We start from the raw sequence: 24,407 nt of genomic DNA on the forward strand, positions 1-24,407 counted from the left end.
GCAAACAGGTTCAAGTGAATTCACGCGGGCGCGGCGATCGTCTCGCATGAAGCGCGTTTAGGAGCAATGGATGGCCACCAAGGCAAAGACGCTGCAGGCGAAGGACAAGGAAAAAGACGACAAGGCAGCGGATGCTCCCGAGAAAGATTCCCAGGACGCGCCCTCTCCCTTGCTCGACCTGTCCGATGCGGCAGTGAAGAAGATGATCAAGCAGGCCAAGAAGCGCGGCTTCGTGACCTTCGATCAGCTCAACGAAGTCTTGCCGTCCGACCAGACCTCGCCCGAACAGATCGAGGACATCATGTCGATGCTCTCGGACATGGGCATCAACGTCACCGAGGCCGACGACAGCGAAGGCGAGGAGGACAAGGACGAGGGCGGCGAGGACGAGACCGACAACGAGCTCGTCGAGGTCACCCAGAAGGCCGTCACCGAGGTCAAGAAGAGCGAGCCGGGCGAGCGCACCGACGATCCCGTGCGCATGTATCTGCGCGAGATGGGCACGGTCGAGCTGCTCTCCCGCGAAGGCGAAATCGCGATTGCCAAGCGTATCGAGGCCGGCCGCGAGGCGATGATCGCAGGCCTCTGCGAAAGCCCGCTGACCTTCCAGGCCATCATCATCTGGCGCGACGAGCTCAACGAAGGCAAGATCTTCCTCCGCGACATCATCGATCTCGAAGCGACCTATGCCGGTCCCGAGGCCAAGGGCGGCATGAACACCGCGATGATCGGCGGCCCCGCCGGCGAGAACGGCGAAGCCTCGGCCGAGGGCGGCGAGGCCGCAGCCGCGACCGGCGCTGCACCCGCGCATGTCGCCCCGCCCGCAGCTCCCCCGTCGCCGACCCCGTTCCGCGCCGCGCCCGCCGCCGGCAATGGCGAAGCCGAGAAGGATCCGGGCGAGGCCGCCGCCGAAGCCGACATGGACGAGGACGACGAGTTCGAGAACCAGATGTCGCTCGCGGCGATCGAGGCCGAGCTCAAGCCCAAGGTCGTCGAGATCTTCGACAAGATCGCCGAGAGCTACAAGAAGCTGCGCAAGCTCCAGGAGCAGGACATCCAGAACCAGCTCGAGAGCACCTCGCACGGGCCCTCGCTGTCGCCGCACCAGGAGCGCAAGTACCGCAAGCTCAAGGACGAGATCATCGTCGAGGTGAAGTCGCTGCGCCTCAACCAGGCGCGTATCGATTCACTCGTCGAGCAGCTCTACGACATCAACAAGCGCCTCGTCTCGCACGAGGGCCGCCTGATGCGCCTTGCCGACAGCCATGGCGTCGCGCGCGAAGACTTTTTGCGCAACTACACCGGTTCTGAATTGGACCCGCGCTGGCTCAATCGTGTTTCGAAGCTGTCGGCCAAGGGCTGGAAGAACTTCGTCCATCACGAGAAGGACCGTATCAAGGACCTTCGCCACGAGGTGCATCAGCTGGCTGCCCTCACCGGCCTCGAGATCGTCGAGTTCCGCAAGATCGTGCACTCCGTGCAGAAGGGCGAGCGCGAGGCACGCCAGGCCAAGAAGGAGATGGTGGAAGCCAACCTCCGTCTCGTGATCTCGATTGCGAAAAAGTACACCAACCGCGGCCTGCAGTTCCTCGACCTGATCCAGGAAGGCAACATCGGCCTGATGAAGGCGGTCGACAAGTTCGAGTACCGCCGCGGCTACAAGTTCTCGACCTACGCCACGTGGTGGATCCGGCAGGCGATCACCCGCTCGATCGCCGACCAGGCGCGCACCATCCGCATCCCCGTGCACATGATTGAGACGATCAACAAGATCGTGCGCACCTCCCGCCAGATGCTCAACGAGATCGGCCGAGAGCCGACCCCGGAAGAGCTCGCCGAGAAGCTCGGCATGCCGCTGGAGAAGGTGCGAAAAGTCCTCAAGATCGCCAAGGAGCCGCTCTCGCTCGAGACGCCCGTCGGTGACGAAGAGGATTCACACCTCGGCGATTTCATCGAGGACAAGAACGCGATCCTGCCGATCGACGCCGCGATCCAGTCGAACCTGCGCGAGACCACTACGCGCGTGCTGGCGTCACTGACGCCGCGCGAAGAGCGCGTCCTGCGCATGCGCTTCGGCATCGGCATGAACACCGACCACACGCTGGAAGAAGTCGGCCAGCAGTTCTCGGTGACGCGCGAGCGCATCCGCCAGATCGAAGCCAAGGCGCTGCGCAAGCTGAAGCATCCGAGCCGGTCGAGGAAGCTGCGGTCGTTCCTGGATAATTGATCGTAGACCGCGATCCAAAGCAAAACGGCGGGCGTTGGCCCGCCGTTTTTTGTTTTGCTCGTCATTGCGAGCGCAGCGAAGCAATCCAGAGTCTTTCCGCGGAGGGATTTCTGGATTGCTTCGCTGCGCTCGCAATGACGTGGAGAAGCTGGAGGTCTACTTCTTCTTCGCCCCCACCCGCTCGATCTGCTTGATCTCCAGCGCCGGCCGGCCCGACTTCTCCGCGATCTCGCGGTCCTGCTCCATGATGAAGCTGCGCGCGGGTTCGTCGCCGTCGAGGCCGCCGAGCAGCTCGGCGGGCACGCGGCGGTTGGAGCGCTGGGAGCCGTCCTCGTAGACGACGTTGAAGAAGGCGAACTCGCCTTTGGGATTGGTTCCGGGTTTCTTGGCCATGGCGGCTTGTCGTCGATCAGGACGCCGCAGTCAAATGGCTTTCGCTGTTATCAGCATGCAGCCGTGGTCTTGCGGAGGGCTCCGCGCCATCGATCGGCGCCATCTTTTTGCAGGAGGGAAGCTGTTTGCAGGAGGAAAGCGCCATGCGCTTTTCGAAGGTCCGGTGCGAACCCTCAATAAACGGCGGGCCGCAAAGCCCGCCGTCTATTTTTAGTCTTCAGCGTCGCCCGGGGCTGGCAGGGCAACAACCTAGAATAGAAGATTATAGATTGCGTCATGCCGTGGCAAGGCAAATCGTGAGAGCGTCGGTGTCGCAGCGAGCGCAGCAGATATGCGGTGATCGTGACGTCGAATTCCCATGCACATCGAAGCAAATGTTTGGATCATCGAAGCACTTTGTTCATATTGCTGCTCTCGCAATGCAGCGAGCGTTGCGCACGTTGTAGAGAAATGCGTCCGGCTGCAACGTCTTCCCGTTGGCGTGCAGAACAGTTCCCCTGCGCAAAGACGAGTTCCATCGCTGCGGTGGGTATCTCAACGCGTGCGCGGACGTTGCGTCACTTCCTGAACGGCGAGCCGCGATCCATTTCCGCCGCCGCGCTTGCCGTCATCCTCTTTACGTCCCTGCGCCATGATCGCGCTGCCCATCGCCGCGGAACCGAAGGTGATGAGGAAGGAGGCGAGCAGCAGAACGAGCGCGATGCCGGGTGTGCGGTCGGCGAAGATCAGCTCGCGCAGATGGCCGGGGTTGAGCCAGAGCAGCCCGCCGACGAGCAGCACTGCTGCGCAGGCGCCGATCGCGAGGTTGATGGCGAGCAGGCGGAACAGCGGGATGCGAAGAAGGCGGGTTGCTTGAGGTTGATGATTGTCAGGCATGGCTTATTGCCTCCTACACCAGCGCCCGCATCATAAAGGCAGTTCTCTCATCCGTCATTCCGGAGTGCGACGAAGTTGCGAGCCATGATGCGCATCATGTCTCTTGCACCACGATGTTGTCCCTCTCACGCCGCCGGTGCCACCCGGCTGCCGGTCTCGCGTGCCTGCGCCGCCTGCTGGCGCTCCATCATGGTCTGCCACAGCGTGGCGATGCTCACCTGCGTCTGCGGCGCGATCAGGCAGTGGCCCTCATTGTCGAAGCCGCAGAACCGCACCGAGGGGTCTTTCCTCACTTCGGTCAGCGCCTGGTTGAGCATCTCCAGGCACGTCATGACCTGGCCGATGTCCTGCAGGCGGGCGTGATGCAGGATGTCCATCAGTCGGAACGTCATCACCGCGGGCTGGCCGAAACTGATGCCGGGACGCCCGAGCTCGAACAGCACGTTCACGGCGGGAAACACGCCGCGGATGTGCTCGAGCACGCCGGCCATGTCCTCCACGCTGCAGGCGACAAGATGGGCGGCCTGCGGCGGCGCGGCCGCTTGCGTCCGCGGCGCAAGGCCGAGCGAACTGATCACCTCCTGCTCGATCCATTGCCGCACCGGGGAGGGTGCATTGCGGATCTGCTCGGCGGTCAAGGTAATTCCGGTCATTGGCATTTCTCCTGGGCACTTCTCTCGGGCGGCTCTCCTTGCCAGTCTAGAAAGCAGGGCATCAGACACGTTGATACGGATCAAGCGGGCCGCTTTGACGATGGCGGCTTTCCCGGGCATGATCGCGCTGCTTCGCACTAAAGCGCGATGAGATTTGGATGAATCGTCATCGCGCTTTAGGTCGTTGTTTACGCATGATCTTTCCGGAAAACCGCTTCGCACTTTTCCGGATCATGCTTTAGGAATTTCTGGGGGATCGCTCGACATGTTGAGATACGCTCTGGCCGTTGCCTGCTTCATTGGTCTGGCTGGCGGCTCGGCGCAGGCCGCGCGCTGCGGCGGCGACTTCAACAGCTTCATCGCCACCATGGCCTCGGAAGCGCAGTCAGCCGGTGTCTCGGGAAACGTGACCAGTGCGGCGTTCAGCGGCATCACCCAGGACGGCGCCGTGCTCGCCTTCGACCGGCGCCAGCGCTACACCTTCAACAAGAGTTTTGAGCAGTATGTCTCCACCCGCGTCGGCCCGGGCCGCATCAATGGCGGCAGGGCGCTGCTGCAGCGCCACGCCGCGCTGCTCTCGCGCATCGAGCAGCAGTTCGGCGTGCCGCGCTATATCCTGGTCGCGATCTGGGGGCTGGAGAGCGATTTCGGCAAGGGCGACATCGGCAAGCTGCCGGTGATCCGCACGCTGGCAACCCTCGCGCATGACTGCCGCCGCACCGACCTGTTCCAGGGCGAACTTCTCGCAGCGCTCAAGATCGTGCAGCGCGGCGACCTGCCGCTGCGCGACCTGATCGGCGCCTATGCCGGCGAGATCGGCCAGACCCAGTTTCTGCCGTCGTCCTACATCAAGTACGGCGTCGATTTCGACGGCGACGGCCATGTCGACCTCCGCCACAGCGTGCCCGACGTGCTCGCCTCGACCGCGAACCTCCTGCACACCAACGGCTTCAAGATGGGCCAGCCCTACGGCGAAGGCACCGCCAATTTCGAGGCGATGCGCGAGTGGAACAGGGCGGTGGTCTACCGCAAGACCATCGGGTATTTCGCCGATCGGCTGGCGGGGCAGTGAGGGGGGATCCGCTGTAGAGAAGCGGAGTGCTCGCGCACCACACGTGGTGTCATCGCCCGGCTCGACCGGGCGATCCAGTATTCCAGAGACGGCAGTGATTGAGCCGAGAGGCTGCTGCGTACTGGATTCCCCGCCGGAGCCTGTCATCGGGCTCGCCGGAGGCGAGACCCGGTGGCGGGGAATGACAGCGGAGGGGTGCCGCGCGATTTCCCTCCACCATCGCCCTGGCGAAAGCCAGGACCGCATTACCCCAGGGAGTAATTGCTACGACGGCTCTCAGTCACCTGCATTGGCTGAGCAAACTGCCGGTCTTCGCCAAACTGAATTCGGTGGTTATGGGTCCTGGCTTTCGCCATGACGACGACTGAGGGGGTGGTGGCCGCGTCAAGTCTCCGGTCATGGAACCGCGGTTTACATTTTTTTGAAATGAAACCGAACCGTACCCGCACTTGGTTTTTAACATAGGTTAGGCAATCGATCACTGGGAGCGGCCGATGGGACAGGCACAGCCATTCCGCGCAACGGCGCTGATCGTTGAAGACGACGTCATGCAGCGGGAGATGTTGTGCCTTCTGCTGGAAGAGAGCGGCTATCAGGTCATTCAGTGCGAAAGCGCCGAGGCGGCCGAACGCGTGCTGGAGAAGAGCGCCGGCGCGCTATGCCTGATGCTGACCGATGTGCAGCTTGCGGGCCGGATGAACGGCGTCGAGCTTGCTTACGTCGCCAAGGAGCGCAATCCGAAGCTCGACGTCGTCGTCACCTCCGGTCGCCCCTTGAAGCAGCCCTTGCCCGAAGGCGCGAAATTCTGGGCCAAGCCGTGGGCGCCGCTCGATGTGCTGCGCGAGGCCGAGATCGCGCAAATGTCCTGACGGCCGATCGCGCCGCCTGACTTTCCTGCCGCGAGGCGGGGTGATAGCGTTGGTCCATGTCCTGGTCCTTCCTGCTCACCTCGCTGATCGTGGTCGCCTCGCCCGGTACCGGCGTGCTTTACACGCTGGCGGCGGCACTGACGCGCGGCTCGCGTGCCAGCCTCGCTGCCGCCTTCGGCTGCACGCTCGGGATCGTGCCGCACATGTGTGCTGCGATGCTCGGGCTTGCCGCCGTGCTCCACACCAGCGCGCTCGCCTTTGCCGCGCTGAAATGGGGCGGCGTGCTCTATCTGCTCTACATGTCCTGGCAGGCGCTGCGCGAAACCGGCGCGCTCGCGGTCGACGGCGAGATCCGCGAGCGGTCGAGCGGCCGGGTCGTCGTCACCGGCTTCCTGATCAACATCCTCAATCCAAAACTGTCGATCTTCTTCCTCGCCTTCCTGCCGCAGTTCGTCGCGGCGGACGAGGCTCATGTGCTGGCGCGGATGCTCGAGTTGAGCGGTGCCTTCATGGCGATGACCTTTGTGGTGTTCGCCGTCTATGGCCTGTGTGCGGCCTCGGTGCGCGAGCGCGTCATCTCCCGCCCCGCCGTGATGGCCTGGCTGCGCCGCAGCTTCGCGGCGGGCTTCGCCGCCCTCGGCGCCAAGCTGGCGTTCGCGGAGCGGTAGGCTTCTCCTTCACCTCTCCCCGCTTCCTTCCTTCACCTCTCCCCGCTTGCGGGGAGAGGTCGGATCGCTCTTGCGATCCGGGTGAGGGGGTACAGATCCATCGACAATCGCGCGTATGGAGAGAGGCCCCTCACCCCGCCCTCTCAGCGCGAGCGAAGCTCGTCGCGGCCCCGTAAGAACGGGGAGAGGGAGACGCGCTAGCTGAGTGCGGAGCAAGGCAATAAAAAAGCGGGCCTTGCGCCCGCCACCTTCAAACTCTTCCACCCGATGCCCGGGCGGAGCGAGGCTCCACCCGGGCAAAGAAAAAGAAGCCGCGTTACTTCTTCTTCGCCTTCTTGGCCTTTTTCGCCTTCTTCTTCGCCGCCTTCTTCGCTTTCTTAGCCATAGTATCCTCTTAGGGTTTAATGGTGGAACGCGACACGAGGGATGCTCGGCGGAGGGCCAGCCTCGCAATATCCTCGACCATAAACTCAGCAGATTCGCAGGGCTCTGCCCTGTGCTGTCACATCCGTGTCATCGCGTTATCCACAGCTCAGATGCATTTTCGGGTGATTTTTGCCCGCGAATCCGCATCGAGCGCGTCGCGACAAGGCCGCGCGGGACGGCGGCGACATGCCTAACGATCCGACAACGCGGCCGCGCCGTTCATGAATCCAAAACCAAAGGCGCGCTTTGAAGGATCGCAGTGAGACTCCGTTAAGCGCAGCCCACGCATCATTCCCCGCAAGAAGACGGGGATGGGTCATGGACGGACGGCTGCCAGGAATGGGGGACGGGGCGCTGCGCGTGCCGCACGCGCCATGCTGAACGTACCGACACTCTGGACGGTCTTCGTCGTCAACTTCCTCGCGCTCGGCCTGATCTGGGCCTATGTGACGCGCTCCTATCCGAAATTCGCGGCTGCGCGGTTCTGGATGGCATCAGCCTTTGTCGGCGCGGCTGGCGCAATGACGGCGCTGGCGCGTCTGTTTGTATCTTCTCCCGTGCCGCTTCTGCTTGGCGCGGCCGGCATCATTGCGGCGAGCTGCTTTGCCGCCATGGGTATTCAGCGCTTCTATGATCGGCCGGTGTCATGGCGCCTCATGGGCGGGACAGGCGCCCTGAGCCTCGCCGGCGTCGTGCTCTTCAAGGTCGGTTTCGACCACATGCAGCTGCGCATGCTCAGCTACACGATCGGCCAGGCTCTGCCGCTGGTATTGGCGCTGCATCTGCTGTTGTCGCCGCCCGTGGGGCGTGTCAGCCCGGGCGCCAAGCTGTCAGGTATCGTCATCGTGATCATTATCGCGATCTTCCTGGTGCGTACGGTCGGCAACCTGCTCGGCTATGATTTCTCGGCCGTCGCGGCCGGTCAGAACCATGCCGTCATGGTGCTGGGGCTGCTGTTCCTGTCGATGACGCTCAATTTCGGCTTCCTGCTGATGGCGATGGACCGGCTGCGGGGCGAGGTCGCCGACCTCGCGCTGCTCGACGATCTCACCGGCGTCGCCAACCGGCGCCATCTGCTGCAGCGTCTGTCCGAGGAATGCGCCCGTTCGGAACGCAGCGGCGAGCCGTTCTCGCTGCTGGTGATCGACCTCGACGGCTTCAAGACCATCAACGACACCTACGGCCACGCCGCGGGCGACGATTGCCTGCGGCACTTCACCTTGATGGCGCAGACACGGTTGCGGCCCGGCGACATGCTCGCCCGCACCGGCGGCGACGAGTTCTGCATCGTGCTGCCGTCATCGTCCCTGCGCGAGGCGGCCGCGATCGCCCGCCGTGTGCTCGAGGTCTGCCGCCAGGATGCCGCAGCCTGCACGGCCAAGGAGATCCCGATCGCGATCCCGATCGCGATCTCGATCGGCGTCGCCGAGTGGGATCGCGGCATCGGCCAATTCCCGGACCGCCTCATCGCGCACGCCGACCACGCCCTCTATGCCGCCAAGAAGAACGGCAAGAACGATTTTGCGGTCTACGATCCGGCCCCGCCGCTCTCGCCGGAGGCGATCGCGCCCGCCGAGACCAAGCGCACATTCGCGTAAAGCCTGCTAAAGCGCGAGGAGATTTGGATGAATCGTCATCGCGCTTTAGGTTGTTGTTTGCGCATGATCTTTTCGGAAAACCGCTTCGCACTTTTCCGGATCATGCACTAGGATTTGGGTCCGTTGTTGGATCCGCATGATGATGTCTCGCCTGCTCGCGGCCATTCTCGCCGCACTTCTGATCACGCCAGCCGCCGCAACCGATGCCGAGCTCGCGAGGATCGCGCGCCTCTCCGGCACGCCCGACATTCCCGGCCTGAAGCTGGTCTGGCTCGCGCCGTGGGGCGAAGTCCGCAGCGCCCATCCGTGGCGCAACATCATCGTGCACCAGACCGAGGGGCCGGCGGGTTCGGCGCGCGGCGGCGCCGCGGAGCAATCGAGGAATCCGACGCGCCGCGGCGTCACGGTATGGGTGGAGACCGACGGCACGGTCTACTGGGCCGTCGCCGAGAACCTGGTGCCGACCCACGGCGACGGCGCCAACCGCAACGACAACAAGTACATCGACAACAGGCCGACCTATCGCCAGGTCGTTCGCGACAATTCGATCGGCGTTGAGTTCGCCGGCAACTATCCGGATGTCGCGACCGGACCAACAGAGGCGCAGGTCGCGGCGTGGAGGATCCTCGTGAAGGTGCTGCGTGCGCGCTACGACATCCCGCTCGAGCGCGTCTATGCGCACAACTGGATCGACTACAAGGACGCGCGCTATTGCGAAGGCTGCTGGCTCGCGACGCTGGCGAGGATTTGGGGGGAGTAGGCCCCAGTCGTCATTCCGGGGCGCGACGTAGTCGCGAGCCCGGAATCCATCCTGCGTCAGAGTTGGTCGATGAATGGATTCCGGGCTCGTGCTTCGCGCGCCCCGGAATGACACCGGGAGATCACACCGGCTGCGCCATCCAACCGAACAGCCGCCGGATCAGACCCGGCCGCCGTGGCAGCTCCGGCGGTTCGTCCACGGCCAGCACGCGTTTGAAGAAGTAGTCCAGGAACACCATGTCGTTCGGCTCGGTGACGGTGAATTTGTCGTCGCCGAAGAACACGCTGTAATCGTAGAAGAACGGCCCGACGAACGGTACTGTCGCGGTCGACGCATAATCCTTGGAGATCACGAACTCGGACGGCTCGAGCCCGTGCTCGCGCATCGCCTGCTCGACCTGCGGCAGCTTGCGCATGAACTGGGCTTCGAAGCCGCCGACGGTGGATTGCAGGATGATCGACACGGGGTGTGTCCGTTCGCTCGGTGGTTGCGGTTCGATGTTTTTTGGTCGGTCGACCCGCAGGCGCGGTTCAAGGGTGCAACGACTGCTGCGCGACGAGACGCCGGCGGTATTCACTGCTGTCATCGCCCGGCTTGACCGGGCGATCCAGTATTCCAGAGTCTTGCGTTGGAGAGCTTGCTCTCACAATTGACGCCGCGGTGTACTGGATGCCCCGGTCAAGCCGGGGCATGACACCGAGGGTGTTGCCGCTTTCAAACACCCAAACAAAAAAGCCGGCGTTGCCGCCGGCTTTCTGTCTTTCGATCCGCCAATCTCTTGCCGCGCAAGCCTCGCGCTTAGTGCGCGGCTTCCAGCGCGGCCTGTTCCTGCCTTGCGATCGTGCCCTTGACCGCGGACTGCACCTTCTCGAAGGCGCGGACCTCGATCTGGCGGACGCGCTCGCGCGACACGCCGAACTCGGCGGCAAGGTCTTCCAGCGTCATCGGCTCATCGGCGAGGCGGCGAGCCTCGAAGATGCGGCGTTCGCGCGGGTTGAGCACACCCATGGCGCCGTTCAGCGCGTCACGGCGGTGATCATACTCCTCGTGCTCCGCCATCATGGCTTCCTGGTTGGGCGTGTTGTCGACCAGCCAGTCCTGCCATTCGCCGGCTTCGCCGTCGTCACGGATCGGCGCGTTGAGCGACGCGTCGCCACCGAGGCGGCGGTTCATGTCGATCACGTCCTGATCGGTGACGCCGAGGCGCTTGGCAATGATCTTCACCTGGTCGGGGCGGAGATCGCCCTCGTCCAGCGCGTTGATCTTGCTCTTCGCCTTGCGCAGGTTGAAGAACAGCTTCTTCTGGTTCGCGGTGGTGCCCATCTTCACGAGCGACCAGGAACGCAGGATGTACTCTTGAATCGACGCCTTGATCCACCACATGGCATAGGTGGCGAGACGGAACCCCTTCTCGGGTTCGAAACGCTTCACCGCCTGCATCAGGCCGACATTGCCTTCCGAGACGACCTCGGAGATCGGCAGGCCGTAGCCGCGATAGCCCATGGCGATCTTGGCCACGAGGCGGAGATGGCTGGTGACGAGTTGATGTGCCGCGTCGCGATCATCATGCTCCCGCCAACGCTTGGCGAGCATGTATTCCTGCTGGGGTTCCAGCATCGGGAACTTGCGGATCTCGGCGAGGTAACGGGATAAGCCGGATTCTCCATTGAGGACCGGCAGAGCAGCGGTACGGGCCATAGGGAAGCCCTCCAAAGGTTCAGGCCCCCGATAGCGGCGGGCCAGGCAGACGACCGCTGTGTTAAAGCCGGCCGTAGCTGCGATGTTCCGTTGGTCATTTCCAACGCAAGCGCAATATACCCCATAGGGGGTCAAAAAGGGAAGGATTGCTGACGTCACGTCCCCGTGTGGCAGCTATAACTTTTTGTAATGTAACACTTTTCCAAAAAGGCCTGCGTCATAGCGCCGCTTTCAGGACACCCTGAAGGAGAAGCAAATCCTCCGGCAGGGGCGCCTCCCAGTGGAGTAATTCTCCGGTCCTCGGATGCTCTAATACCAGCAAATAGGCATGCAGGGCCTGCCGTCCGAGCGCGGTCAAGGCGGCCTGCGATTTCGGCCCGAGCTGGTTCGCCTTGGTCTTGAAATGCGGGCCATAGACAGCATCGCCCATCAGGGGATGGCCGATATGGGCGAGGTGGACGCGGATCTGGTGGGTGCGCCCGGTCTCGAGCTCGCAGGCGAGCAGGGCGGCGACCGGCTTGCCGTCGCGCCCCGCAAAGCTCTCCAGGATCTCCCAATGCGTCACTGCATCGCGGCCGCCCTGGCGCACCGCCATCTTCTCGCGCGCATGCGGGTGGCGATCGATCGGCGCATCGACGGTGCCGCGATGCCGGTTCGGCACCCCCCAGGCAAAGGCCATGTAGCCGCGCCGCATCTCGCCGGTGCGGCCGTGATCGGCGAACTGCGCGGACAGCGAGGCATGGGCGAGGTCGTTCTTGGCGACCACCATCAGCCCTGTGGTGTCCTTGTCCAGCCGGTGCACGATGCCGGGCCGGCGCACCCCGCCGATGCCGGACAGCGAAGCGCCGCAATGAGCGATCAGCGCGTTCACGAGCGTGCCGGTTTCGTGGCCGGCCGCGGGGTGGACGACCAGGCCCTTGGGCTTGTTGATGACGATGATGTCGTCGTCCTCGAACACGATATCGAGGGCGATCTCCTCGCCCTTCGGCTCGGCCGGCGCGGCCTCCGGCACGTCGATTGTGATCGTATCGCCGGATGCGACGTGATAAGCGGGGTCGCGGACCGCGGCGGCCTTCAGGCTCACCGCGCCCGCCAAAATCAGGGCTTTCAGCCGCGATCGCGACAGGTCGGTGAGGTGCGCCGCCAGCACGCGGTCGAGCCGGGGCGAGCCCTCGTCGCCGGCGACGACAACCTCCAACCTTTGCGCTGACCCAGAGTTTTCCATGACGACGTCTGATACCGCTGTTCCCGAACCGACCCCCGAGCAGGCCGCGCTGTTCGCGCGGGTGCGGCGGATGATGCTGATCGCGGGGTTGACCACGGCGCTGGCGATCTGCGCCGTTCTGATCGCGGTGGGCTACCGCCTTTTCAAGTCGGAGGGAAGGGCGGTCGAAGCGGCCGGCGACGTCATCGCCACCCTGCCCAAGGGGGCCAAAATCGTCTCGACCGGGGTCGCCGGCGACCGCCTCGTGGTCACGCTCGATGTGGGCGGGGTCATCGAGATTCGCACTTTTGATGTCCACACGTTGAAGCCGGCCGGGAAGTTGAAATTCGCCAACGAGCCGTGAGGGGGGCCCGGATATTCGCTAAAACCCCGGCGTCGTCCTGGCGAAGGCCAGGACCCATAGCCACCGAATCCGGTTGCGTGAACGAGATCGTGACTCCGAAGTGCCTTAACCATCACCATTCGGGGCAATGGGTCCTGGCTCCCGTGCGCAATTGCGCACCAGGCCAGGACGGCGGTTGAAAAGGCCATCTGAAACCCGTGAATCCCACCTTGCCGTCGGCAAAATTCGCGGCTATGTCCTGTCCCTCACGCTCCCTTCGTCTAGCGGTTAGGACGCGGCCCTCTCAAGGCTGAAACAGGGGTTCGATTCCCCTAGGGAGCGCCAAATCTGCGCTCTACCACCACATTGTACGATACGGCTCCGCAGCCGCAGCACTATCTCGGGCGATGGCTGACTGATTGAGTCGGCAGCATCGCCGAGCTTTCCGCTATGCACTGTTCCGCGCGCGCCGGGGCTTCGCCCATGTGCGTCCCTCGCCGTGGGTGCAATGCCGGCCCGAATCAAGCGGCGGACGCCCGTCATTTCCGCTATGATCAGGCGCATGACGATCCGGATTGCCGGACCCCAACGCAAGGCACCACGGCTAAGTGGCGTGGTCGGGCTGACCGTTGCGGCTGTCGTCACTACGATTTGCCTGATCCTGCTCGGGCTCGCGAGCGATTTCCTGGTCGACTGGCTATGGTTTTCGTCGGTCGGCTATCTGCAGGTCTTCTGGATGACGATCGGCGCCAAAGCCGCCGTCTTTGTCGCGATCTGGACAGCAACTGCTCTCGTACTTTGGGTGAACGGGTGGCTCGCGCTGCGTGTCGCCGGCAAGCGGTCGACACAGCTTGCGGCGGCTGCGGTGTGGCAGGCCGCGGGCAGCGCGCCGCCGGATCCGCTTGCACAGTGGCGCGATCGCTTGCCGTGGCGCTCGATTATCGCAGGCGGGGCTGTTCTGCTCGCCCTTCTCGTCGCAGCGGCCGAAGTGGGCAACTGGGGCACCTTCCTGCAGTTTCTCTATCAGGTGCCATATGGCGCTGACGAGCCGCTCTACAGCAAGGATATCGGCTTCTATCTGTTCTCGTTGCCCGCCTATATCCTGATCAAGAACTGGATGATGCTCACGCTCGCTCTGAGTGTGCTTGTCGCCGGAACGATCTACTGGGCTCACGGCGATATCGAATACGACTCTCGACACCGTTCAATGTCGCCGACAGCGATTGGCCACGGCTCGGCGCTGCTCGGTCTTTTCTTCGCGGTGAAGGCCTGGTCCTATAGTCTCGATCGCTATCTGCTGCTCTACGGCGACAACGGCGTGGTCGTCGGCGCAAGCTACACCGATGTCCATGTGGGGCTGCCGGCCCTGTGGCTGATGATCGGACTTTCGATCGTCGCGGCTCTCGCCACGTGGGCGAACTTGCGGACGCGCAGCTACCGGCTTCCTGTCGCCGCGTTCCTGCTCGTCGCCATCGGCACTTTCGTGCTGTCCGGCGTAGTCCCCATTCTGGTCTGGCAATTCTTCGTCAAACCAAGCGAGTTGGATCTGGAGAAGCCCTACATCGAGCGCAACATTGCGCTCACCCGGCAGGCCTACAATCTGGACAAGATCGCAGCCAGGCCCTTTGCGGCCGAACAGAAGCTTACCTCCAAGACGCTCGACGCCAACAAGGCGACAATCGATAATATCAGGCTGTGGGACTGGCTGCCTCTGTCGGACACCTACGCGCAGCTGCAAGAGATCCGCACTTACTACAAATTCCATGATCTTGACGTAGATCGCTACTGGCTCGACGGCTCCTACCAAAGTGTGATGCTCTCGGCACGCGAACTGCGGCCCTCCCTGCTGCCGCCGAACGCCCAGACATGGGTCAACCGCCACGTGCTGTTTACTCATGGCAATGGTGCGGTGATGAGCCCGGTCACGCGCAAGAGCACTGAAGGACTGCCGCTCCTCTATTTGCGGGATATCCCGCCCGTTGCGGATGGAGGCCCCAAAATCCACGAGCCGCGCATCTACTACAGCGAACAGAGCAACAACTACGTCATCGTCAAGGGGAGCACAGCTGAGTTCGACTATCCGAAGGGAAAAGACAATGTCTACGCGGCTTATGACGGCACGGGTGGCATTCCGATAGGAGCGGCGGTGTGGAGAGGCCTGTTTGCCTACTATTTCAATGACCCGAACCTGCTGCTGTCAAGCTACATCACCGCCGACAGTCGGATCATGATCCGCCGCAATATCGGGGAAAGGGTACAAACGATCGCTCCGTTCCTCAGGCTCGATCACGATCCTTATCTGGTCATCAGCAATGGGCGGATGTTCTGGATGCAGGACGCCTACACGGTGAGTTCCTATTTCCCCTCTTCGCAGCCAGCGCAGGATTTCGATCTCAACTACATTCGCAATTCAGTGAAGGTCATCATCGATGCCTATAATGGGACCGTCGATTTTTACCTCATTGACACCGGCGACCCGGTCGCGGCGACTTATCAGCGTATCTTTCCGAGCTTGTTCAAGTCGTTCGAGGCGATGCCTCCGGACTTGCAGAAGCACATTCGATATCCGGAGGACCTGTTCCTGATCCAGGCGCGGCTCTATCAGACCTACCATATGGAGGCCGCCGACGTTTTCTATAACCGCGAGGATCTGTGGCAATTCCCGCGCCAGCCAGGCGGCGGCGGCATTGCAACGATGGCCCCGTACTACATCGTCATGCGGCTGCCCGGAGAGCCGCAGGCGGAGTTCTTCCTCATGCTTCCCATGGTGCCCAGCCGCCGCGACAATATGATCGCGTGGCTCGCGGCGCGCTGTGACGCGCCCGACTACGGCAAGCTGATCGTCTACGAATTTCCCAAGGAGAAGCTCGTCTACGGGCCGTTCCAGATCGAGGCGCGGATCAACCAGAGTACCGAGATATCGCAGCAAATCACGCTGTGGAATCAGATGGGTTCGCGGGTGATACGCGGCGCGAACTTGCTTGTGATCCCGATCGAGAACTCGATCCTATATGTATCGCCGCTCTATTTGCGAGCGGAGCACGGACACCTGCCAGAACTAAAGCGTGTGATCGCAGCCTATGGTGAACATGTGGTGATGAAGGAGACGCTCGGCGAGGCCTTGTCCGCGTTGTTCATCGAGCCTGGCGGGGCGCGGCCGGTCTCGAGCACAAATGGGGAAATGCCTGTTACAGGCCCGTCGACAAGTCAGGCAAGGGAGGCGCTCGATCGCTACAATCAGGCCGTTGAACGATTGCGCTCCGGCGATTGGAAAGGCTTTGGCACGCAGTTCGACGCAATGCGCGAGCTCTTGGAGGAAATGAACCGACGTCCCGTCGGCCAATAGTGCCCACCCCATCACGAACGCGGCGCCACGATTGGGCTCTGCTCAAGATCATATCGCGATTTCAATGACATAAGAGTTCGCGATTTTATTCTGAGCGGAGCGCCATGCTGCGATGTTCCGCGGTCTTGTACGATCTGCACTAAGGCGCGGGCCGCTCCCTTTCAGTCGTCCATTCGCTGCGCTGAGAAGGCATCCTCCTCAGCGCAATACTTGATCGCTCGCCCTTTGGCGTTGGGTGCTCACCGGTTCGCGGATCCGCCGATCCGAGGTCAGAGCCGATCGGGGATATCAAGATAGGCCATGCGATCCATGACGCTACCCGCGAGCGCCACCTTGTAGACGGCTTCGGCCAAGCGCCTGTCGTCGGCTATCCGGCTCAGCTTGCTGTTGCCCAGGTGCTGCGGCAGCAGCCTGCAAACCGGATCGAGCATTTCAATTTCAAACGGGACCATGACGCCGGCAGTCATCGAGAACGTCCCAGGAGTAAGGAGCCTCGTGGCGATCAGTTCTCCATCGTCCATCGAACTTTCGAGCCCGACGTCGACCAGCCATACTTTCGAGTTGCGAATAACGTCGGTGGCGATCAGGCCCACCTCGTCGTGACGCTGCTCGATCAAGAGTATCGCGAACTGCGACCGACGCATTGCGTCCAGCATCACCCCTTCGTCGGACTGCGCCTCGAACCTGGCTGACTTCGCGTAGCGATCGATCGCCCGCGAACGATCCGCCGGTGCGGTATAAACAGCAAGATCGTAGACGTAGTACATCTCGTCCATGTCTTCGAGGAGCAACGTCTTTCCTTGTGCCAATCCGAGCCTGCGTGCGTGATTCAGTAAGGCATCGGTGGATATACACTTGAGGACTTCCTCGTGCACCTTCTTGGAGATTTCCCGAAGGTGTAGGTAGCGGGCAAGGATGTCCTCGCGCGTCGAAGGCATGTCGGCGCCCAAGGCAAAGATCGACTGCTGTTGGGCGAGGGGAAGTGCCATGAAACTCTCCCGAGTTGGGTCGCCAGCTTTCGCCACCGTTAGCGATGCGCATTGATTCGCGAAACAGCAGTGTCCATTATCGACAGTGCCGGCTGCGATCCGAGGAATTTGTTCAACTGACGGGCCGCATCTGGACCGGAAAGGGTTGAAATCTTGCGAAACTGATCCGCCCCCTCGAGACTAGCGGGTCGGTCCGGCGTCGATTGGAAGGTGTACCGAGAGTTACAATGAGCCGGAAGAAGCGGGTTCCACTTGGCGATCGCGTCGCCATAGCAGCCGAAAGGGCGCTGGCCGCCCGGCAATTTGTGAGCGCCACCGACATCCTCATCGGGATCGGGTGGCTTGATCCCGGAGCGGTCGAGCGCTGGCAGCGCGGGCAGGTCGCCTGCCTGGAGGAAGTTGTCCAAATCGATCCGCCGCGTATCCCGGAAGCCATGCAGCTATTCCAGTCCTGGGCGACCGCGACAGGACTGATCGCAAGCCCCACAGCCTATGTTGATCGTACGCCGCAACGCCGGGAGCTGCGCTTCAGTCGAAGCGGAGATCCTGGGATCGAGGCGTCATATCGGACACATTGGGTGTCGCCGCAACTCTCCGAGGCGAAGCGCGAACGCTTGGTGGAGAAGGCAAGCCGCGGCCCGGAACTGGTGGTCATCCAGCCGCTGAACATGGAGTGGACATGCCATCGCTGCGGCGGCACCGGTAATCTCCTGATGATGGAGCCTCCCGGCCCGGCGTGTCTGCATTGCGTTGGCCTCGATGATCTCGAATTTCTGCCGGCAGGCGATGCCCTGCTCACGCGGCGCGTGAAGGCGAACAGTACCCGATATGCCGTGGTCGTACGCTTCAGCAGAACTCGCTGCCGTTACGAACGACAGGGCCTGCTCGTCGAGCCGCGGGCCCTTGCGGACGCGCGGTGATCGAATCTCGATCGATGCGTCTTGTCGAATACCACTGGAACGTCAATCACATAAGAGTTCGCAGTTTTGTTCCGAGTGGCGCGCCAAATCCGCGATATTCCTCGCTATTCTGCGACATAGCCCACGTGACCCGGGCTTCAGCGTCGCGCGATGACTGATCGCTCGCGTCGGCCTAACGCTCTTCTGCACGAGATTCCCGCACCGGCCGGACTTCGCAAAGGTTGGATCGATGGGATGGCGTGCCGCTGACGGGGTCGCGAACGCTGGCGTCGACGGTCAGGTTGAAGTTTGTGCCGTTCGGACCGAACGGATCGCAATCGCCAACTCCCAGTTCCTCGCAACCTTGCCACCAGCCATGCTCGCCCACGACGACGCGCGGATCGAGCTTTTCACTGAAGCGCGCGCGGGCGCGCATTCTGCCGGCGGGAGTGCGCACATCAACCCAATCTCCATTCCTGATGCCGCGTGCCGAGGCCGTCGCGGGATTCAGCTCGATCTCCGGATCCAATGCGCGCTTGCGCAGGCCCGGCAGCGCACGATGCTGCGTCTGGCAAAAAAGACTGGGTTTCGCGCATGTCAGGATCAAAGGGAAGGACGTAGCCAGGTCGGGGCGGGCGACCGGGCTCATGGGTGGTTCGACAAAATCCGGCATGGCCGGATAGCCGTGATCAAGGAAGGTTTCCGACCAGAATTCGACCTTCCGCGACGGCGTCGGGAATCCGCGCGGGTTTCCCTTGTCATCGCGCGCGGCGTACTTGGTGTGCTGCGTCGTCAGCGGTTTCCGTAATCCGGCAGGCTGCGCTCGAAGCTGCTCCAGGGGGATGCCGCTCGGACCAAGCTGCTGACGGTAAGCGGCGTCGACATCGCCGTTCCAGAAATGCTCGCCAAGACCGAGACGCGCGGCAAGGCCGAGGACGATATCGGTATCGGACCGTGCCTCGCCGGGCGGCGCGACGATGGCCTGTCTGAGCTGAACGTGCGATTGCGCCTCCGCGCTGATTTCGAAGCCGATCTTGAGAGCTTCGCGTTCGAAGCAGGACGCGACAGGCAGCACGACATCCGCAAGCGCTGCCGTCGGCGTCATGAACAGATCGGCATGGGCATAGAAATCGAGCGCGGCCAGCGCAGCGCGTCCACTAGCGGGATCGCCGTGAGCGAGCAGCAGATTTGCGCCGAACCCGATGAGTCCGCGGACTGGATATGGCGTGTCTTCCAGAACGGCTCGGTAAAAGTCCCGCGGGGAGACATAGTTCCAGCGCGCAGGTCCGAGCGGTCGCTCGGCGACCCCGATTGCGGGAGCAAGCCGCTTTGCCGCCGGCAAGTTCTCTCCACTGATCGACCCGGCCGGCACTGAGGGGAGCAGCACATTGCCCCCGGCCACATCGAAACTGCCGGTCAGAGCATAGAGCATGGCCATCGCCCGCGCCGTGTCCGTGCTGTTGGCATGATGCTCGTGCCCGCTCCAGGCATAATATGAGACGGGCCGGGAGTGCCAGATGATGCGGGCAGCTTCCTCCAACTGGCCAGGAGGAATCCAGCATGTCGCTTCAATCATTTCGGGCGAATACTTGCTGCATAGCGCTGCGTAGCGGTCGAAGACGGGCCGGCAGGAGATCGGACCGTCTCCGGTTGCGACAGTGTATTCGCCGCGCAAGGCAAGATGGTCAGCGGATGCCTCGTAGCAGCCGGTCGCCGGATCATAGCTGACGGCGCGGCTGGATTCGGAATCCCAGGCGACAAATTGTCCCGAGCCGCTGCCGGAAAGGAGGTCTTCCGTTCTGAGCAACCTGTCGGTATCGGAGCGCACCAGAAGGGGGCCGTTGCTCCACGTGCGGACGAATGCCTCGTCGTACCATCCGCGCTCGATCATGATGTTGGCCAGACCCAGCGCGAGCGCGCCGTCGGATCCCGGGCGCACCCGCAGCCAGACATCGGCTTTGTTGGCAAGCCCGGCGTTGCGCGGATCGATCACGATCAACCTCATTCCGCGTTTCAGGCCGGCGACCGTCGCGGTCGCATGTGTAATGCGCGTAAACGATGGATTGTAGCCCCACAGGATAAGGCAGCCGGATTCGGCAATGTCGGCCATCGCGCCGCCAGCACTTCCGGTCGCAACACTGCCGACGCCGAAGACGTAGCGTGTCGCATAGCTGCGTCCCCAGCCGCACAGCTCCAGCGCCGACACCTGGTTCGGCGTGCCGAACGCATTCATCAGCCTGACGACGAAAGCAGCGGAATCCGCGATTGCGGTTGTCGAAGGCGATGATTGACTGAAGGCTACCGCTTCAGGTCCATGCTGCTCGGCGATGCGCCGCATGGCCGCGGCGATCTGATCGAGCGCCGCATCCCATGATATTTCCTGCCAGCCCGGATCGGCGTCGCCTTTCGGCCGTGTTCGACGCAGCGGTCGCTTCAGCCTGTCCTTGTGATAGACCAGTTCGGGAGCCGCTCGGCCCTTGGCACAAATTGCCGCGCCGGTGGGGTGGCTCGGATCGGGGTCCAGACGCGTGAATCTGCCATTCGTTACCGTCGCGACGGTACCGCAGCGGGCTATGCACAGACTGCAATAAGCTTGCACATGCCGTACGTTCGGCATCTCTGCTGACATGCACAAACTCCCTCGCGGCACTGCGTAAGGCCTATGGACGCGTGTGTCTGAGACAAGCTGCCGCCACCAGACTATCTGCGCAAGCTGTCTTTTGACACCGCGGATTTACATTACAAAGCGATCTCAACAACATAAGAGTTCGCAGTTTTGTTCTGGGTGGCGCGCCAAATCCGCGATATTCCTCGATCTTCGACACCATACGACGGCGTCCCCGTCCGGCCGCGCGTCGCAGCGGCGCCGCTGATGAAGTGATTGAGTGAACCCGCCTTGCATTCACTCCGGCGCAAAATACACCATCTCGCGCCGTCGCTTCTGCGCCGCGCGATGGTTGCATGACGAGCGCGTGGCTCGGGCTCCCCTCAACGCTGCTCGAGCGGCCATCGCGAGAGGAGCCCTGGCCATATGCCCTGGCCGTATCTCAGTGATGCGCCGAAACGCTCCTGACGGTCTCGGTGAGCATATCACCCGACGTGGAATGGCCGACGTCACCCAGGCTGATGATGCCGACCATCCGCTTGCTCTTGTTGATCACCGGCAGCCTGCGGACCTGCAGCTTCTCCATATGATGCATCGCCTTGGCGAGGTCATCGTCCTCGCGGCAGCAATGGATGCCCTCGGTCATCACGTCGCGCGCCGTCGCGCGGCCGGCATCGAAGCTGCGGCTCGCGAGCCCTTTGCAGACGATATCGCGGTCGGTCACCATTCCGACCAGCTTGTCATCCTCGCCAATCGGAATGCAGCCGATATCATGCGCCCGCATCAGTTTGGCAAGCTCGGTAATTGGGGTGTCGGGGCTGACCCAGTCGACACCCTTGTGCATCACGTCTTTGACTTTCATGGCGAGCCTCCGTTCGTGGGTTTCAAGTGCGTTGATGCAATGCAGCGGCACCTCCATCTTCCGAACTCCGACCAGACAAGCGAAGACACTCTCGCCGCCACCTTGCTGAACAGTATGACGGCGACCTCGTGGCCAGAGTTCCCGCCCAGGATCGCAAGGACAATGGGCGGTGTCCAAAATCATCAGTCATGCGCGCTGAAGCGCCCGTGCGGTGCACTGGCCGTCAGGCGTGCGAACTGCGCGCGACCCATATGAAGCAGCGTCTCATGATCGCCGGCTTCCATATAGATGTCCGGCTGTGCCTCGATGCTGTCGTCGACGATGATATCCAGTCCGTAGCATTTGCCGACGGCAGGAACTGCACCGTGTGCACAGTCGCTGAACAGCCGATTGATCTCGGTTTCATCGGCCATGTGGACATTGTCGCCGAGGCTTGTCCTCAGGTCCGACAGGCGGAGGTGATGCGATGCGGGCAAGATGGCCAGCATGTATCCGCCGTCGCGCCGCAACACGATGCCCTTGGCGAGGCGGTCGCCCGAGATATGGCATGCCTCGGCGGTTCGAGCGGACGTCATGCTGAGTTCGTGCGGGATCACCTCGTACTGGATGTTCTCAGCGGCTAGGTATTTCTGGAGCGTGGGAGCAATGGTCATGGCATCACCTCCGATGCTGAACGGAAACCATCCATCGTGAGGTCGACCCTGCAGACTCTCGCCATACGATGGGCGGCTGCCTGACTATAGACTCAACATAGGGCTTCCATCCGCAAGCTGCAATTCATCGTCGTTGACCAACTTGTGGCGAGATCGTCGAGTCATCGTACTGTCCGGCGGTGGAGAGTATGCGGATGCCGCCATGCGCCTCCTCTTTGACCCGGCTCTGGCTGCGCTCCGTTCGGGCACATCAGGCCTCGTCGAAGTTATATAGCAATCTCAATAACATAGGGCTCGCGATCTTGTTCCGAGTGGTGCGCCAGACAAATCCTAAGCCATTGAAAACCTGCGCGCTCTAGGCAACCATGTGAGCCTGGAGAGACCGCTCTGCTACGCACGTAGCCTCACAGGTGGTCCGCAACGGCGCTCGCGGTCGTAACATGGCAATCCTGGTCCCCAGCCTGGGCTTCGCGCGCTTCGACACTCGTGGGGAGTTGCGACTCGCGGAACGACTCAAGGACTTCCTCGAAGAGAACGCCGTCGTTTGGCACAATCTCCCTGTTGGCCCTCTCAACCGGCATCCGGATTTCATTATCGTTCACCCCGCGAACGGCCTGCTGGTGCTCGAGGTGAAAGACTGGCGCCTGGAGACGATTGTTTCGGCGGACAAGACAAAGGTCGAGTTGCTGACAAGTCGCGGTGTCGTACGGGAGAGCAATCCCCTCGAGCAGGCTCGCAGGTATACGTTCGAGGTCGTGCGCACGCTGGAGCGCGATGGGCAGCTGTTGTTTCCGCCTGGTCATCGCCTCGTGGGCCGGCCCATCGTTCCCTTCGGCTTCGGGGCCGTATTCACGAACATCACGCGCAAGCAGTTCGATCAGACCAATCTCAAGGAGGTGCTGGCCGAGCACCTATGTCTTTTCAAGGATGAAATGACGGAGGGCGCGGATCCCGAAGAATTCCGGACCAGATTGTGGCACATGGTTCATCCGCGTCCCGGAGAGCCGCTGTCCATGCCGCAGTTCGACCGCCTGCGGGCGCTGCTCTTTCCGGAAATCCGCATACGACAGATCGCCCTGCCTCTGGACGACGCGCCCGGGGCCGATCCTTCGGACCGGACACTTGCGGTCATGGACCTGCATCAGGAGCAGTTCGCGCGCAGTCTGGGAGAGGGGCATCGAATCATTCGCGGCGTCGCCGGATCGGGCAAGACCCTGATCCTTGCCTTTCGAGCCGAGTATCTGGCACGAGCGGCGGCAAAGCCGGTGCTCATCCTGTGTTACGCCAATGGCATCGCCGGGCGACTTGAGGATGCCATGCAGAGCAGGGGCGTGGAGGACCGCGTTCAGGTCCTCACCTTTCATTCCTGGTGTTACCGGATGCTGCGGACTTATGGGATCTCCGCCCCATCCGAGCGAGACTATCCGGACTACGCACAGCGACTGGCTGCGAGCGTTTCAGAAGTCATGAAGGCGGTGGATCAAGGCCATATCCCAACGGAGCAGTACGACGCTGTCCTGATCGACGAGGCACACGACTTCGAGCCGCAATGGCTCGCGCTCGCGGCCAAGATGGTGAACCCGCGCACGAAGGCGCTCATGGTCGTCTACGACGACATCCAGGCCATCTACAAGGGGCGTGAACGCCCGGTATGGAGCCAGCTCGGAATTGAGGCCAAGGGCAGAACGACCGTCTTGAAAGTCAACTACCGCAACACTGCGCAAATCGTTGCCTTCGCGCGGCGCTTCGCTGCAGACGTCATTGGCGCTCCGGGCATCACGGCAGACGATGAGCACGCCGTCCTGTTGCCCGAAGATGCGGGCCGGCAGGGCGTGGAGCCGGCCGTGCGGCGGTGCGTGAGCATCGACGCGGAAGCTCACTGCGTCGCCGAGTGGTTTCTCGACCGGAAAAAGGCCGGATACGAGTGGTCGCAGATGGCGTGTCTCTACCCCGAGCACTGGATCGGCGGGCGGGTCGCGCAGATACTCGCCAGGCATGATGTGCCGATCGATATGGCCAGGGACAATCGCAACAGAGTTTCGATCAAGCGGGTGGCCGTGCGGTTTTTGAGCATGCACACCGCGAAAGGGCTGGAGTTTCCCTGCGTCGCTATTGCCGGCTTGGGCTTGCTAGGCCGCCACGGCGAGACCGTCGAGGAATGTGTCCGGCTGACCTATGTTGGGATTACCCGGGCGACTCACGAGGCGCTCCTGACGTACTCGAGCGAGTCGGCACTGGTGCAGCGTTTGATCGCGTAGAGCATGAT

20 protein-coding genes and 1 tRNA gene are annotated in these 24,407 nt (G+C 62.5%); 11 read left to right on the plus strand and 10 right to left on the minus strand.

What is annotated here, in order from left to right; genetic code table 11:
- The first annotated feature begins 70 nt into the window (after nt 1-70).
- Entirely contained in the window at nt 71-2,227 is a 2,157-nt protein-coding gene (rpoD, locus tag GGD63_RS27440) for an RNA polymerase sigma factor RpoD (RefSeq protein ID WP_183246435.1), read from the plus strand.
- A gap of 156 nt (nt 2,228-2,383) precedes the next feature.
- On the opposite strand, the gene GGD63_RS27445 is transcribed toward rpoD, so the two are convergent.
- The 3 genes from GGD63_RS27445 to GGD63_RS27455 form a co-directional block, all read right to left on the minus strand.
- Nucleotides 2,384-2,620 carry a hypothetical protein gene (locus tag GGD63_RS27445; RefSeq protein WP_183246437.1) on the minus strand — a complete coding sequence of 79 codons (237 nt, stop codon included), beginning with the start codon at nt 2,618-2,620 and terminating at the stop codon, nt 2,384-2,386.
- Nucleotides 2,621-3,154: 534 nt separating this feature from the next.
- Nucleotides 3,155-3,496, minus strand: coding sequence for a hypothetical protein (locus GGD63_RS27450; protein ID WP_183246439.1), 342 nt, complete (start codon nt 3,494-3,496; stop codon nt 3,155-3,157).
- Nucleotides 3,497-3,621: 125 nt separating this feature from the next.
- Nucleotides 3,622-4,149, minus strand: coding sequence for a hypothetical protein (locus tag GGD63_RS27455; protein WP_183246441.1), 528 nt, complete (start codon nt 4,147-4,149; stop codon nt 3,622-3,624).
- 265 nt (nt 4,150-4,414) lie between these two features.
- Here GGD63_RS27455 and GGD63_RS27460 point away from each other — a divergent pair, with 265 nt between their 5' ends.
- The 5 genes from GGD63_RS27460 (at nt 4,415) to GGD63_RS27480 (ending at nt 9,542) form a co-directional block, all read left to right on the plus strand.
- Nucleotides 4,415-5,221, plus strand: coding sequence for a lytic murein transglycosylase (locus GGD63_RS27460; RefSeq protein WP_183246444.1), 807 nt, complete (start codon nt 4,415-4,417; stop codon nt 5,219-5,221).
- A gap of 494 nt (nt 5,222-5,715) precedes the next feature.
- The gene (locus GGD63_RS27465; protein WP_183246446.1) at nt 5,716-6,090 is read left to right on the plus strand and encodes a response regulator; all 375 of its coding nucleotides are present in this window, start codon (nt 5,716-5,718) and stop codon (nt 6,088-6,090) included.
- Nucleotides 6,091-6,146: 56 nt separating this feature from the next.
- Nucleotides 6,147-6,758: a LysE family translocator gene (locus GGD63_RS27470; RefSeq protein ID WP_183246448.1), complete on the plus strand. Its 612-nt coding sequence runs from the start codon at nt 6,147-6,149 to the stop codon at nt 6,756-6,758.
- An 800-nt stretch (nt 6,759-7,558) separates the two neighbouring features.
- Nucleotides 7,559-8,782, plus strand: coding sequence for a GGDEF domain-containing protein (locus tag GGD63_RS27475; protein ID WP_183246450.1), 1,224 nt, complete (start codon nt 7,559-7,561; stop codon nt 8,780-8,782).
- Between the two features lie 136 nt (nt 8,783-8,918).
- Complete coding sequence (locus GGD63_RS27480) at nt 8,919-9,542, plus strand: N-acetylmuramoyl-L-alanine amidase (protein WP_183246452.1); 624 nt, start codon at nt 8,919-8,921, stop codon at nt 9,540-9,542.
- Nucleotides 9,543-9,663: 121 nt separating this feature from the next.
- Here the strand turns inward: GGD63_RS27480 and GGD63_RS27485 are convergent, their stop codons facing one another.
- The 3 genes from GGD63_RS27485 to GGD63_RS27495 form a co-directional block, all read right to left on the minus strand.
- Entirely contained in the window at nt 9,664-10,005 is a 342-nt protein-coding gene (locus GGD63_RS27485) for a hypothetical protein (RefSeq protein WP_183246454.1), read from the minus strand.
- A 335-nt stretch (nt 10,006-10,340) separates the two neighbouring features.
- Nucleotides 10,341-11,240: an RNA polymerase sigma factor RpoH gene (gene rpoH / locus GGD63_RS27490; protein WP_128968255.1), complete on the minus strand. Its 900-nt coding sequence runs from the start codon at nt 11,238-11,240 to the stop codon at nt 10,341-10,343.
- Nucleotides 11,241-11,457: 217 nt separating this feature from the next.
- On the minus strand, nt 11,458-12,465 hold the full coding sequence (locus GGD63_RS27495; RefSeq protein ID WP_183246456.1) for an RluA family pseudouridine synthase: 1,008 nt from the start codon (nt 12,463-12,465) through the stop codon (nt 11,458-11,460).
- On the opposite strand from GGD63_RS27495, the gene GGD63_RS27500 reads away from it, so the two are divergent.
- The 3 genes from GGD63_RS27500 to GGD63_RS27510 all read left to right on the plus strand — a co-directional run bounded on the left by GGD63_RS27500 (nt 12,464) and on the right by GGD63_RS27510 (nt 16,133).
- Nucleotides 12,464-12,808 carry a hypothetical protein gene (locus GGD63_RS27500; protein WP_183246457.1) on the plus strand — a complete coding sequence of 115 codons (345 nt, stop codon included), beginning with the start codon at nt 12,464-12,466 and terminating at the stop codon, nt 12,806-12,808. The genes GGD63_RS27495 and GGD63_RS27500 overlap by 2 nt on opposite strands.
- Nucleotides 12,809-13,057: 249 nt before the next feature.
- Nucleotides 13,058-13,132, plus strand: a tRNA-Glu gene (locus GGD63_RS27505).
- A 217-nt stretch (nt 13,133-13,349) separates the two neighbouring features.
- Nucleotides 13,350-16,133: a UPF0182 family protein gene (locus GGD63_RS27510; RefSeq protein ID WP_183246460.1), complete on the plus strand. Its 2,784-nt coding sequence runs from the start codon at nt 13,350-13,352 to the stop codon at nt 16,131-16,133.
- A 269-nt stretch (nt 16,134-16,402) separates the two neighbouring features.
- On the opposite strand, the gene GGD63_RS27515 is transcribed toward GGD63_RS27510, so the two are convergent.
- Entirely contained in the window at nt 16,403-17,122 is a 720-nt protein-coding gene (locus GGD63_RS27515) for a hypothetical protein (protein ID WP_183246462.1), read from the minus strand.
- 227 nt (nt 17,123-17,349) lie between these two features.
- Between GGD63_RS27515 and GGD63_RS27520 the strand changes: the two genes are divergently transcribed.
- Nucleotides 17,350-18,042 (plus strand): hypothetical protein, encoded by a 693-nt coding sequence (locus GGD63_RS27520; protein ID WP_183246464.1) that lies wholly within the window; start codon nt 17,350-17,352, stop codon nt 18,040-18,042.
- A gap of 172 nt (nt 18,043-18,214) precedes the next feature.
- On the opposite strand, the gene GGD63_RS27525 is transcribed toward GGD63_RS27520, so the two are convergent.
- From GGD63_RS27525 to GGD63_RS27535, 3 genes are all read right to left on the minus strand, one after another.
- Nucleotides 18,215-20,650 carry a molybdopterin-dependent oxidoreductase gene (locus GGD63_RS27525; RefSeq protein ID WP_183246466.1) on the minus strand — a complete coding sequence of 812 codons (2,436 nt, stop codon included), beginning with the start codon at nt 20,648-20,650 and terminating at the stop codon, nt 18,215-18,217.
- A gap of 418 nt (nt 20,651-21,068) precedes the next feature.
- Complete coding sequence (locus GGD63_RS27530) at nt 21,069-21,488, minus strand: CBS domain-containing protein (protein WP_183246468.1); 420 nt, start codon at nt 21,486-21,488, stop codon at nt 21,069-21,071.
- 182 nt (nt 21,489-21,670) lie between these two features.
- Nucleotides 21,671-22,141: an aminoacyl-tRNA deacylase gene (locus GGD63_RS27535; RefSeq protein ID WP_183246470.1), complete on the minus strand. Its 471-nt coding sequence runs from the start codon at nt 22,139-22,141 to the stop codon at nt 21,671-21,673.
- A 440-nt stretch (nt 22,142-22,581) separates the two neighbouring features.
- On the opposite strand from GGD63_RS27535, the gene GGD63_RS27540 reads away from it, so the two are divergent.
- Complete coding sequence (locus GGD63_RS27540; RefSeq protein ID WP_183246472.1) at nt 22,582-24,399, plus strand: DEAD/DEAH box helicase; 1,818 nt, start codon at nt 22,582-22,584, stop codon at nt 24,397-24,399.
- The last annotated feature ends 8 nt before the right edge of the window (nt 24,400-24,407 follow it).

This window comes from Bradyrhizobium sp. cir1 (genome assembly GCF_014198245.1).
GTDB lineage: Bacteria > Pseudomonadota > Alphaproteobacteria > Rhizobiales > Xanthobacteraceae > Bradyrhizobium.